The sequence below is a fragment of the Cupriavidus sp. YR651 genome, assembly GCF_900101625.1.
Taxonomy (GTDB): Bacteria; Pseudomonadota; Gammaproteobacteria; order Burkholderiales; family Burkholderiaceae; genus Cupriavidus.
This window is the reverse complement of the sequence record NZ_FMYZ01000013.1, coordinates 25,501-36,363: the sequence shown is the minus strand read 5'-3', so window position 1 is coordinate 36,363 and position 10,863 is coordinate 25,501. Positions and strand designations below refer to the sequence as shown.

Genomic DNA, 10,863 nt, shown 5'->3' with positions numbered 1-10,863 from the left:
TACAGCGGCTTGACGCTGTATTACCAGACCCACCCGTATAACGTTCTTAAGGGCAGAGCACTGCCGCAGGCAATGCCTGAGACGTTAAGGACGATACGATGAAAACAATAGTGATGGGTTTGGCGGTGGCTGGCGCAGCAATGCTGGGCGGCTGCGCGGTGTATCCGACCCCGTATGGCCCGGTCGTGGAGCCCGCGCCCATTGCCGTGGCGCCGGCCCCGGTCTACTACGGCGGGCCGGCAGTGGTCGTGTCACCGCGAGCGTATTACGGCGGTGGATATTACGGTGGCTACTACGGCCGCCGCTATCGCCACTGGTAATGCGCCGCACGCCGGGCGGCAGCGCCTTGTTGTCGCCCGGCTGGTGATTCGTTGTAGCTTCAGTTGCCACCCTCGGACGCCGTGGCGTTCAGCCCGCCCCAGCTGGGCGCGAGGGTAGCGCCAATCTCTGGCAGGTCGACGAGGTCCAGCACGCGGCCGACTGTGTGGTCGACCAGTTCGGCGATCGTTCGCGGCTTCTGGTAAAAGCCCGGCACGGGCGGAAACACGATGCCGCCCATCTCCGTGACCGCCGTCATATTGCGCAGGTGCGCCAGGTTCAACGGCGTTTCGCGCACCATCAGAACCAGCTTGCGCCGCTCCTTGAGCGTGACGTCCGCCGCGCGCGTGATGAGATTGTCGGAAAGACCATGTGCGATGGCTGCCAGCGTACGCATCGAGCACGGCGCCACGACCATGGCATGCGCGCGGAACGATCCGCTGGCGATGGTCGCGCCGATGTCGCGCACGTTGTGGACCACATCGGCCAGCGCTTCCACCTGGGCGCGGCCGATATCGAGTTCGTGCTGAAGGTTCATGACCCCCGCCGGCGAGATCAGCAGGTGGGTTTCCACCCCCGCCACGCCTTGCAGGACCTGCAGGAGCCGGACGCCATAGATGGCGCCGGTGGCGCCCGTGATGGCGACGATCAGCCGTTGCGGCGCGCCGCCTGATGTCACGGGCATGGCCAGCCTCAGGCCTTGAGCAGCGATTGCAGTTCGCCGTTCTGGTACATCTCCATCATGATGTCCGAGCCGCCGATGAACTCGCCGTTCACGTAGAGCTGCGGGATGGTCGGCCAGTTGGCATATGACTTGATGCCCTGGCGGATGGCTTCGTCTTCCAGCACATTGACCGTGGTCGGTGCGTCCACGCCGCAGGCCTTCAGGATCTGGATGGCGCGGCCGGAGAACCCGCACATCGGGAACTGCGCGGTGCCCTTCATGAACAGCACCACGGGGCTGCCCTTCACGATCTGGTCGATCTTCTGCTGTACGTCACTCATGATGAAAGTGTTTCCGGTTGCGCGCGGTGCCGGATCAAGCCGGCGCCGCCATTTGGGGGTGATTCGGGTGCGCGCATCCGCGCACGGGGGACAAGCCAGCAATTTTACCGGAATCGCGGGCCGGCTTCAGGTGGGGTCTTTCTGCGCCGCGGGCAGGCGTCCGCCGCTGCACCGTTCCAGTCCGGCCAGGTCGCGAGCGGTGTAGACGTCCTCAAAACCGGCACGGGTCAGCAGGCTGCGCATGGAAGCGGCCTGATCGTAGCCATGTTCCATCAGCAGCCAGCCGTCCGGCAGCAGCCGCGCGGTTGCGCCGGCCACGATCGCCGCCAGGTCCGACAGGCCGTCTTCGTGGTCCGTCAGGGCGTCGATCGGCTCGAAGCGCAGGTCGCCTTCCGCCAAATGCGGGTCGCCGGCGGCGATGTACGGCGGATTGCTGACGATCAGGTGAAAACGCACGCCGTCTGGCACGGATTGATACCAATCCGATACCAGGAAGCGGATGTTGTCCGCCTGCAGCGCCCGGGCGTTGTCCTGGGCGACCAGCACGGCGCCGGGGGAGATATCGGTGGCCCAGACCTCGGCATCGGGCCGTTCGCGCGCAATCGTCACGGCCAGGATGCCTGAGCCGGTGCCCATGTCCAGCACGCGCGGGGCGTGCACGTTGGCGATGCGCGCCAGCGAGGCCTCCGCTGCGATTTCGGTGTCCGGCCGCGGGATCAGCACATCCGGCGTCACACGGAAGGTGCGACCGAAGAATTCGCGCTCGCCGAGCAGGTAGGCCATGGGCTCGCCGGCCAGCCGCCGCGCCAGCAGGGTGGCAAACGCATCACGCTGGGCGGCGGTCAGGTGATCGGTATCGCGCGTAATCAACTGGGTACGGCTGAACCCCGTCACGTGGGACAGCAGCATGCGTGCCTCTAACGCCGGTAACCCGGCCATGGCTGGCAGGGTCTGGGCTTCACGCAGCGTGGGATCGGGCGGCAGCGCGCCCGGAGGGGTGGAGGACATCGGAATACTTGTTGGGAACCCGGAGGCCGGGTGCAAAAAACCCCGTCGGGCGATTGGCCTGACGGGGCTTTGGCAATGCTTTGCAACTGGCGCCTAGTGTAAGCCGATTCCGGCTGTCGCGGTCGCCCTGATTGCGGAGGGCGATTACTTGTTGACGGCGTCCTTGGCCTTGTCGGCCGTGGTGTTGACGGCGTCGCGCGCGGCTTCCTTGGCGTTGGCCATGGCGTTGCCCGCATCGACCTTGGCCTTGTCGGCGGCGGCGGAGACATCGGCAGCAGCACCGCTGGCGGCAGCCTTGGCGGCATCCGCGGCGTTGCTGGCGGCGGCGGCGGCATCGCTGGCGGCGGCCTTGGCCGATTCCGCGGCGCTTTGCATGGCCTTGTCGGCGCTGGAGGCTGCGGGAGCCTCTTCCTTCTTGCTGCAAGCAGCCATGGCAGCGGTGATCATCAACAGCGCGAGCAGTTTTTTCATGATTTCATCCTTGTGTCTGTTTGAGGAGGTCGACATCAGCCCAGACTTCGCGTGTAACCCGATCAGAAAAGTGACGTATCGGGGCGGTCTGGTCGAAATCGATTATAGACACCGCGCTTTTGTCTGCCAGTGCTGTTTCAAGCATTTACCTCAGTTACAAACGCTTGCTGGCGGGTTCAGGTGCCGATGCCTGCACGATCCGGCAATGCCGGTTTGGAGCGAACGCGTGAAATCAGCGGCGACGTCGCTTCAGCCTTCGTCGCCGAGGGCCGCCAGTTGATCTGCCTGGTGCTCCGCGGCCAGTGCGGCGACCAGTTCATTCATGTCGCCGTCCATGATCATGTCGATCTTGTAGAGCGTCAGGTTGATGCGGTGGTCGGTCACGCGGCCCTGAGGGAAATTGTAGGTGCGGATGCGATCGCTGCGGTCGCCCGAGCCGATCAGGTTGCGGCGCGTGCTGGCCTCCTTGGCCTGCGCGGCACGCAATTGCATGTCCTTGATCCGCGCGGCCAGCACTTTCATCGCCTTGTCCTTGTTGCGGTGCTGGCTGCGGTCGTCCTGGCATTCCACCACGATGCCCGTGGGCAGGTGGGTCAGCCGCACGGCCGAATCGGTCTTGTTGACGTGCTGGCCGCCCGCGCCGGACGCGCGGAAGGTGTCGATGCGCAGATCGGAAGGGTTGATCTCGACTTCGCCGACTTCGTCGGCCTCGGGCATCACTGCCACCGTACAGGCCGAGGTGTGGATACGGCCCTGCGCCTCGGTGGCCGGCACGCGCTGCACGCGATGACCACCCGATTCGAACTTCAGCTTCGAGAAGGCCGCATCCCCGGCGATCCGCACGATCACTTCCTTGTAGCCGCCGAGATCCGACTCGGACTCGCTCATGATCTCCACCTGCCAGCGCTGCCGTTCCGCGTAGCGCGTGTACATGCGCAGCAGGTCCGCGGCGAACAGCGCGCTTTCCTCGCCACCGGTGCCCGCGCGGATTTCCAGCAGCAAGTTGCGGTCGTCGTTGGGATCCTTGGGCAGCAGCAGCGTCTGCAGACTTTGCTCGAGGACTTCGAGCCGATCGCGCGCGGCGCCGATCTCGTCGGCGGCAAAGTCCTTCATCTCGGGATCGTCCAGCAGCGCCTGCGCCGTGGCCAGGTCCTCCTGCGCCTGCCGATACTGCCCGTATTGCTCTGCCACCGGCGACAACTCGGCGTGTTCGCGGGAGAGCTTGCGGTACTGGTCGATGTTGGCCGTGGCGTTCTCGCGGGCGAGCAGGGCGTTGACTTCATCGAGTCGCTCGGCCAACTGGTCGAGCTTGGAGAGCATGCTGGCTTTCATGGGAATCCGGAATCTGGAGCGGGGGGCGCGGGGCGCGGCGAAGGCCGTCGGGCGAATCGGCAGTGGTTGCCGGCGGGCTGGCGGCAACCCGGTTCGGGCAGCGGCCGGCAAAGTGCGCGAGCGGGGCTAGCGCTCGGAGTGGCTGCTGTGGCGGAACAGGCCCGGAACCAGGCGCAGCAGCGCCTCGCGGTCCTCGCCCTGGGTGTGATTCAGCGCGTGGGTCGGTCCGTGCAGGAACTTGCGGGTCAGCGCGCCGGAGAGGGCCTCCAGCACCGCTTCGGGGTCGTCCCCGCGCGCCAGCATGCGGCGTGCGCGCTCCAGTTCGGCCTGGCGCATCGCCTCGCCCTGAGACTGGATTTCCCGGATGACTGGCACCACGCTGCGGGTCTCCAGCCAGTGCATGAAGTTCTGCACGCGGGTTTCGATGATGGCTTCGGCCTGCGCCACGGCGGCCTGGCGCATCGCGTTGCCCTCGCGCACGATGCCGCCGAGATCATCCACGGTGTACAGGAAGACATCGTTCAGGCGCGCGACCTCGGGCTCCACGTCACGGGGCACGGCCAGGTCGACCATCATGATCGGGCGGTGCTTGCGACGCTTGACCGCGCGCTCGACGGCGCCGAGGCCGATGATCGGCAGGGAGCTCGCGGTGCAGGACACGACGATGTCGAATTCGTGCAGGCGTTCGCCCAGGTCCTGCAGGCGGATCGCCTGCGTGGTCAGGCCTTGCCCGGCCAGTTGTTCGGCCAGCTTTTCACCGCGTTCCACGGTCCGGTTGGCCACCACGATCTGTCGCGGCATCTGCGCGGCAAAGTGCGTGGCGCAGAGTTCGATCATCTCGCCGGCGCCGATGAACAGCACGCGCTGGGTGGAGATGCTCTCGAAAATGCGCTGGGCCAGGCGGACGGCCGCGGCGGCCATCGAGACGGAATGTGCGCCGATCTCGGTCTGGCCGCGGACTTCCTTGGCCACCGCGAACGTGCGCTGGAACAACTGGTTCAGATACGTGCCCAGCGCGCCGGCTTCTCCGGCGGTACGCACGGCATCCTTGAGTTGCCCGAGGATCTGGGTTTCGCCCAGCACCATCGAATCGAGGCCGCTGGCCACGCGGAAGGCATGGCGGACGGCCTCGGATTGGGGCAGGGCGTACAAATGCGGCGCCAACTCACCTGCGGGCACGTTGTGGTGCTGTGCCAGCCAGCGCAGCGTGTGCTCGAAACCGTCCGTGCCGGGCTGCAGCACATCGGTGGCGCAGTAGATTTCCGTACGGTTGCAGGTGGAAAGAATGGCGGCTTCGGTGCCGCTGCGGCCCGCCAGGTGGGTGCGCAGGGCGCCCAGGGCCGGTTTGATCTGCTCAAGCGGAAACGCCACCCGCTCGCGTAGCGAGACAGGTGCCGTTGTGTGATTGATGCCGATCGCGAGCAGTTGCATTTGTGGGGATTCGTTGCCATCCGGGATGCTGCCGGAAGCGATGGCCATTATACCGCCGGGCTGCAAAGTTGCAGGCGACTGGGGTGTTTTGTTCCAGCTGCAGTATTGTTACGCGGCTGGCCGCGGCATTGTGGCTGGAAAGACACAGGAGGTGCCGATGTTGGGCTTGGTGGTGGTAGGGGCAATCGTTGGGCTGGCAGGGCGCCAGTTCCATCCGGGCGGGAGGGTTGTCAGCCTGCCAGCCGCGCTGGTGCTGGGCGTGCTGGGGGCGCTGGCCATGTTCTACGGTGGCCGGGCGGCGCGGTTGTTCACGGATGGACAACTTACCGGATGGGCAGCGGCCATCGCCGGCGCGGCTGTGCTGGTCGGCGTCTGGGGCGTGGTCCGGCCTCGCCGGTAACGACTGAACAGACGAAATTGTTGCGAATTGGCTACCGCCTCTGGTGGTCGCCAAACAACGTCAGGCGCGGGCGTCCAGGAAGCGTCGCAGGATTGCGCTGGAATAGTGGCTGGCGACATCCCGTAGAAATGCCGAAAAATCCACATGCGCGGAATCGTCGGCGCGGTCGGAAATCGTCCGCATCAGCGCGTAGGGGACATCATATTCAAAGCAGATCTGGGCCAGCGCGGCGCCTTCCATTTCCACCGCCTGTAGTCCGGGCAGGCGCGCGCATAACTCGGCCACGGCCTGCGGCGCGTTGATGAACTGGTCGCCGCTGGCGACCATGCCCACGTGCAGCCGGGGCTGGGCCACTCCAAAGCGCGCCAGCACGCCGTCGGGCACTTCCGTGGCCAGGTCCTGACGCAGAAAGTCGTCCGCCGCATTGCGCAGTGCGGCGGTCAGTCCGGGGTCTGCCGGAAATTCGGTCCGGTCCAGCAGCGGTACCTCGTGGCGCGGGAAAAGCGGTCGCGCATCCAGGTCGTGCTGGATCGCCCGGTCGGCAACGACGATGTCACCGACCCGTACCTCGCTGCCCACGCCACCGGCGAGCCCGGTGAACACGATTTCGTCCACGCCGAATTCCCGGATCAGCGTCACTGTGGTGGCCGCCGCCGCCACCTTGCCCACGCGCGCCAGTACCAGCACCACGGGCTGGCCGTGCAGGGTGCCGACGTGGTAGTCGCGCATGCCGATCGTGCGCACGGTCGCGCGCGCATCTTCATGCCGCATGGCGGCGATCAGCCCATCGACTTCATCGTGGAGGGCGGCAAGGATGCCCAGTGTCATGACGCAACTGCCCAGGTGGCTTGGAGGAAGCGCAAGCATACCGGCGGCCGGGAGACTGCGGAAGGGACCACGGCAGGTCACGCCGGCTTTTCAGATTCGTCGCAGGTGCATCCGCGCGGACGGTTTGCTACAGTGCGCCTGACATCGCATTCCGGGATGCAACCTCTCAGGAGATTGCCGTTTGGAAACCTCTTCACATCGCCGCGCCGTGCAACAGGCGCTGGCCGACTGGCGTGCCCAGGACCAGCTTGGCGCCGAGGACTGCGCCCTGGCGTGGGCCCCCACGATGCCGACGCGATCGCACTGGCATCAATGGCTCGACCGCACCCTCCTGATCCTCGGCACGGCACTGCTCTGTGCCGGCGTGATCGTCTTCTTTGCCTTCAACTGGCAAGCCCTGCACAAGTTCACGAAGTTCGGCCTGCTCGCGGCGGTGCTGACGGGGCTGGCCGCACTGGCTGCGCTGCGCCCGGCCGGCGACATGGCGGGTCGTGCCGCGTTGGCCGGCGCGCAGGTCATGGGCGGGGTCCTGCTCGCCGTCATCGGCCAGACCTACCAGACCGGTGCCGATGCGTGGCAGTTGTTCGCGCTGTGGACCTTGCTGGCCGTGCCGTGGGCGCTGGCGGCACGGGCCGCGCCGCACTGGTGGCTGCCGCTCGTGGTCGGCAACGTCGCGCTGCTGCGCTATTGCAGCATCAGCCTGGGCGTCGGCGGCATGTTCGAGTTGTTGTTCTCGGCGCTTCACGCGCGGGAAGCCACGTTCTTCCTGCTGGCCGCGTCGGTGATCCAGCTGGTGCTCTGGTACCTGCTCGCGACGTGGGCTGGCGCGTGGGGGTTTCGCGGCGTCACCGGGCCGCGCCTGATTGCGGTGCTGGCCACTGCCTATGCGGCTTGGGTCGGACTGGCCAGCCTGATGACCACGCACGTGGACGGCATCGGGTTGCTTGTCGGCTTCGTTGCCCTGGTCGGGCTCGGCGCCTGGTTCCGCTGGCGGGTCTTCGATATCGTTGTGCTGAGTCTGGTGTGCCTGGCCGGCATCGGACTTGTCGTTTCGGCGCTTGGCCGGTTGCTGTTCGAAGGCCGCGGCGACTTCGGCGCGTTCCTGCTGCTGGCGCTGGTCACGATCGGACTGGCCGCGGCAGCGGCCGCGTGGCTGCTGCGCGTATGGCGCGACATGGCTGGGAGGTCGACATGAACGCAGACCAAATCGAACGCTCGCTTTGGCAGACGCTGGCCGCCCGCGGCGCGGTGCGCGGCGAGTACGCGGGCACGCTGCGTACGCCGTGGCCGATCCGCCTGCTGATGGGGGCGGCTGGCTGGCTCGGCGCGCTGTTCTTTCAACTGTTTCTCGTCGGCTCGGTATTCGCGGCGGCACGCGGCAATGGGCCGGCGATGGCGGTGACCGGCATGGTCATGATCGGCATCGCGGTCGTGCTGTATCGCGTGGCGGGACAGGGCACCGGACGTATCGCGCTCGGACAGTTCGCACTGGCCGCCAGTCTCGGCGGGCAGGGCATGCTGGTCTTCGGCGCTGCGGAGGCGCTTGGCGGCGAGCGACTGGTGAACACCGCGCCGTTCTGGGTGGGCGTGGCAGTGTTGGAGGCGGTCCTGTACCTCATCGTGCCAAACCGCTTGCACCGGTTCCTTGCGGCACTCGGCGTGTGGCTGGCCGTGGCCTTCGCGCTCAACATCGCGCTGGCAGGTGCGGTGCGCTACGCGTGGGCGGTGCTGCCATGGTCGCTGGGCTGGCTGACGCCAGTGGCGTGTGGGGCGGTGACGGTGTTCGTCCTGATCGAGGCAATGCTCGCGGCCCGGGGACGCCTGGCTCGCTGGGAACCCGCTGCCGACGCGACGCTGGTTTTCGCGCTGGGTGCGGCGTTGCTGGTAACTGGCGCCACGCATCCACTGGCGATGGTCTTCAACGAGAACGGCGCGCCGCGTCTGCCCGGGGCGTGGCTGGCAGGTGCGCTGATCGGTGCCGTGTTGCTGGGGTTCGCGCTGAGCGAGTGTCGCCGGTTGCAATGCGCGCCACCTGTCAGCGCGGGCGTGACGGTCGTTACGATCGCCTTTGGCGCGCTGATGGTCATGGCGCCGGCCGTTGCGTCCGGCGTGCTGGCACTCGGCCTGGCGTTACGGCGCGGATCGCTGCCGTGGCTTGGCCTGGCGATCGCAACCGTCGCACTCGGCTTTATCTGGTACTACAGCACATTGCAGTGGACGCTGCTGGCCAAGTCGGCCACGCTGGTCGCGTCGGGGGCGTTGTTGCTGGTTGCGCGTAGCGTGCTGATGCGGCTGCCGCGAACGGAGGTCGTCGCATGAAACGCTGGATCTTCGTCGGCTGGCTCCTGGCAATCGGCATCGCATTGGCCGGCATCGTCGGCAAGGAGCGTGTGCTGTCGCATGGCGACGTTCTCTATTTGCGTCTGGCGCCGGTGGACCCACGGTCGCTGATGCAGGGTGACTACATGGCGCTGAATTTCGCGATTGGCATGGAGATCACTGCGGCTGGACGTCGCAATTCCGCTGACCGCGCGCGGGAGGAACTCGTGGTGATCCGGCGCGACGACAGTCAGGTGGGGCACCTGGTTCGGCTGCATGAAGGCGGGCCGCTGGCCGACGGTGAGAAATTGTTGCGCGTCCAGAACGTGCCGTCCCGGTGGGGTGGCACGATGGTGCAGGTGTCGACCGATGCCTGGTTCTTCCAGGAAGGGCAGGCCGAACGGTTCGCCAGGGCCCGCTACGGAGAATTCCGCGTCGATGCGAACGGGCAGGCGTTGCTGGTGGGCATGCGCGACGAACACCTGCAGCCGCTCTGACAAGCCCGCATCGCGCGGGCGCCGTGGCGTCTCACAATCCGCAGGCAACAAAAAGCCCGGCGATTTGCCGGGCTCTTGTTTTCGACTTGGTGTCGACCTGTTGTCGACACGGTCCGTCGATCAGTCGCTTTGGCTTAGACGTTGAACAGGAAGTTCATCACGTCGCCGTCCTTGACGACATACTCCTTGCCTTCGGCGCGCATCTTGCCGGCTTCTTTTGCGCCTTGCTCGCCCTTGAACCCGATGAAGTCGTCGTAGGCAATGGTCTGCGCGCGGATGAAGCCGCGTTCGAAGTCCGTGTGAATCACGCCGGCCGCCTTCGGGGCGGTGTCGCCCACGTGGATGGTCCAGGCGCGCACTTCCTTCACGCCAGCGGTGAAGTACGTTTGCAGGCCCAGCAATGTGAAGCCGGCACGGATCACGCGGTCCAGGCCCGGTTCTTCCATGCCGAGGTCGGCCAGGAACTCGGCCTTGTCGGCGTCGTCCAGGTCGGCAATCTCGGCTTCGATTGCGGCGCACACCGCGACCACCGGCGAATTCGTATGCTTGGCGTATTCGCGTACGGCGTCGAGGTGCGGGTTGTTCTCAAAGCCGTCTTCACGCACGTTGGCCACGTACATCGTCGGCTTGGCGGTGATCAGGCAGAACGGACGGATCGCTTCCCACTCCTCGGGCGACAGATCCAGCGTGCGCACCGCCTTGGCCTGGTCCAGCACAGCCTGGGCCTTTTCCAGAACGGCCACCAGACGCAGCGCTTCCTTGTCACCCGCGCGGGCCGGCTTGATGTAACGGGCCAGGGCCTTTTCCACGGTAGCCAGGTCGGCCAGCGCAAGTTCGGTATTGATGACTTCGATGTCCGACAGCGGGTCGACCTTGCCGGCCACGTGAATCACGTTGTCGTCCTCGAAGCAGCGCACCACATGGGTGATGGCGTCGGTCTCGCGGATGTTGGCCAGGAACTGGTTGCCCAGGCCTTCGCCCTTGGACGCACCCGCCACTAGGCCGGCGATGTCCACGAATTCGACGGTCGCCGGCAGGATGCGCTCCGGCTTGACGATCTCGGCCAGCTTGGCAAGCCTCGGATCCGGCACTTCCACGACGCCGACATTGGGCTCGATCGTGCAGAACGGATAATTTTCGGCGGCGATGCCGGCCTTGGTCAGGGCATTGAACAGCGTGGACTTGCCGACGTTGGGCAGGCCGACGATGCCGCATTTGAGGCTCATGGTATCTGGCTGGAAATAGCAAAACCTG

At 66.2% G+C, this 10,863-nt stretch carries 13 protein-coding genes; 5 read left to right on the top strand and 8 right to left on the bottom strand.

Annotation, left to right across the window (positions count from 1 at the left end; all coding sequences use genetic code 11):
• The first annotated feature begins 98 nt into the window (after positions 1–98).
• On the top strand, positions 99–320 hold the full coding sequence (locus BLR29_RS25980; protein WP_176861064.1) for a hypothetical protein: 222 nt from the start codon (positions 99–101) through the stop codon (positions 318–320).
• Between the two features lie 59 nt (positions 321–379).
• On the opposite strand, the gene BLR29_RS25975 is transcribed toward BLR29_RS25980, so the two are convergent.
• From BLR29_RS25975 to hemA, 6 genes are all read right to left on the bottom strand, one after another.
• Complete coding sequence (locus tag BLR29_RS25975) at positions 380–1,003, bottom strand: UbiX family flavin prenyltransferase (RefSeq protein WP_092141057.1); 624 nt, start codon at positions 1,001–1,003, stop codon at positions 380–382.
• A gap of 8 nt (positions 1,004–1,011) precedes the next feature.
• Positions 1,012–1,323, bottom strand: coding sequence for a Grx4 family monothiol glutaredoxin (grxD, locus tag BLR29_RS25970; RefSeq protein WP_092141055.1), 312 nt, complete (start codon positions 1,321–1,323; stop codon positions 1,012–1,014).
• A 126-nt stretch (positions 1,324–1,449) separates the two neighbouring features.
• Entirely contained in the window at positions 1,450–2,331 is an 882-nt protein-coding gene (prmC, locus tag BLR29_RS25965) for a peptide chain release factor N(5)-glutamine methyltransferase (RefSeq protein WP_092141053.1), read from the bottom strand.
• 144 nt (positions 2,332–2,475) lie between these two features.
• On the bottom strand, positions 2,476–2,802 hold the full coding sequence (locus tag BLR29_RS25960; protein WP_092141051.1) for a hypothetical protein: 327 nt from the start codon (positions 2,800–2,802) through the stop codon (positions 2,476–2,478).
• A gap of 249 nt (positions 2,803–3,051) precedes the next feature.
• Positions 3,052–4,134 (bottom strand): peptide chain release factor 1, encoded by a 1,083-nt coding sequence (gene prfA / locus BLR29_RS25955; protein ID WP_092141049.1) that lies wholly within the window; start codon positions 4,132–4,134, stop codon positions 3,052–3,054.
• Positions 4,135–4,260: 126 nt separating this feature from the next.
• Positions 4,261–5,565, bottom strand: a complete 1,305-nt coding sequence (hemA, locus tag BLR29_RS25950; protein WP_092141270.1) for a glutamyl-tRNA reductase — start codon at positions 5,563–5,565, stop codon at positions 4,261–4,263.
• Positions 5,566–5,722: 157 nt separating this feature from the next.
• On the opposite strand from hemA, the gene BLR29_RS25945 reads away from it, so the two are divergent.
• A complete protein-coding gene (locus BLR29_RS25945) occupies positions 5,723–5,965 on the top strand; it encodes a hypothetical protein (RefSeq protein ID WP_092141267.1) in 243 nt (80 codons plus the stop codon).
• Between the two features lie 60 nt (positions 5,966–6,025).
• On the opposite strand, the gene BLR29_RS25940 is transcribed toward BLR29_RS25945, so the two are convergent.
• Complete coding sequence (locus BLR29_RS25940) at positions 6,026–6,793, bottom strand: 5'-methylthioadenosine/adenosylhomocysteine nucleosidase (RefSeq protein ID WP_092141047.1); 768 nt, start codon at positions 6,791–6,793, stop codon at positions 6,026–6,028.
• Positions 6,794–6,974: 181 nt separating this feature from the next.
• Between BLR29_RS25940 and BLR29_RS25935 the strand changes: the two genes are divergently transcribed.
• From BLR29_RS25935 to BLR29_RS25925, 3 genes are read left to right on the top strand one after another with little or no spacing between them, the layout of a single operon-like run.
• On the top strand, positions 6,975–7,988 hold the full coding sequence (locus tag BLR29_RS25935) for a DUF2157 domain-containing protein (protein WP_092141045.1): 1,014 nt from the start codon (positions 6,975–6,977) through the stop codon (positions 7,986–7,988).
• Positions 7,985–9,112: a DUF4401 domain-containing protein gene (locus BLR29_RS25930; RefSeq protein ID WP_092141043.1), complete on the top strand. Its 1,128-nt coding sequence runs from the start codon at positions 7,985–7,987 to the stop codon at positions 9,110–9,112. Before BLR29_RS25935 ends, BLR29_RS25930 begins: the two co-directional genes overlap by 4 nt.
• Positions 9,109–9,609 carry a GDYXXLXY domain-containing protein gene (locus BLR29_RS25925; RefSeq protein WP_092141041.1) on the top strand — a complete coding sequence of 167 codons (501 nt, stop codon included), beginning with the start codon at positions 9,109–9,111 and terminating at the stop codon, positions 9,607–9,609. Before BLR29_RS25930 ends, BLR29_RS25925 begins: the two co-directional genes overlap by 4 nt.
• A 134-nt stretch (positions 9,610–9,743) precedes the next feature.
• On the opposite strand, the gene ychF is transcribed toward BLR29_RS25925, so the two are convergent.
• Positions 9,744–10,835 carry a redox-regulated ATPase YchF gene (gene ychF, locus BLR29_RS25920; RefSeq protein ID WP_092141039.1) on the bottom strand — a complete coding sequence of 364 codons (1,092 nt, stop codon included), beginning with the start codon at positions 10,833–10,835 and terminating at the stop codon, positions 9,744–9,746.
• Positions 10,836–10,863: the final 28 nt, after the last annotated feature.

Excerpts from the sequence above, each read along its gene's own strand:
- BLR29_RS25980 (WP_176861064.1), top strand. The coding sequence starts at position 99 with ATGAAAACAATAGTGATGGGTTTGGCGGTGGCTGGCGCAGCAATGCTG.
- BLR29_RS25975 (WP_092141057.1), bottom strand. The coding sequence starts at position 1,003 with ATGCCCGTGACATCAGGCGGCGCGCCGCAACGGCTGATCGTCGCCATC.
- grxD (WP_092141055.1), bottom strand. The coding sequence starts at position 1,323 with ATGAGTGACGTACAGCAGAAGATCGACCAGATCGTGAAGGGCAGCCCC.
- prmC (WP_092141053.1), bottom strand. The coding sequence starts at position 2,331 with ATGTCCTCCACCCCTCCGGGCGCGCTGCCGCCCGATCCCACGCTGCGT.
- BLR29_RS25960 (WP_092141051.1), bottom strand. The coding sequence starts at position 2,802 with ATGAAAAAACTGCTCGCGCTGTTGATGATCACCGCTGCCATGGCTGCT.
- prfA (WP_092141049.1), bottom strand. The coding sequence starts at position 4,134 with ATGAAAGCCAGCATGCTCTCCAAGCTCGACCAGTTGGCCGAGCGACTC.
- hemA (WP_092141270.1), bottom strand. The coding sequence starts at position 5,565 with ATGCAACTGCTCGCGATCGGCATCAATCACACAACGGCACCTGTCTCG.
- BLR29_RS25945 (WP_092141267.1), top strand. The coding sequence starts at position 5,723 with ATGTTGGGCTTGGTGGTGGTAGGGGCAATCGTTGGGCTGGCAGGGCGC.
- BLR29_RS25940 (WP_092141047.1), bottom strand. The coding sequence starts at position 6,793 with ATGACACTGGGCATCCTTGCCGCCCTCCACGATGAAGTCGATGGGCTG.
- BLR29_RS25930 (WP_092141043.1), top strand. The coding sequence starts at position 7,985 with ATGAACGCAGACCAAATCGAACGCTCGCTTTGGCAGACGCTGGCCGCC.
- BLR29_RS25925 (WP_092141041.1), top strand. The coding sequence starts at position 9,109 with ATGAAACGCTGGATCTTCGTCGGCTGGCTCCTGGCAATCGGCATCGCA.
- ychF (WP_092141039.1), bottom strand. The coding sequence starts at position 10,835 with ATGAGCCTCAAATGCGGCATCGTCGGCCTGCCCAACGTCGGCAAGTCC.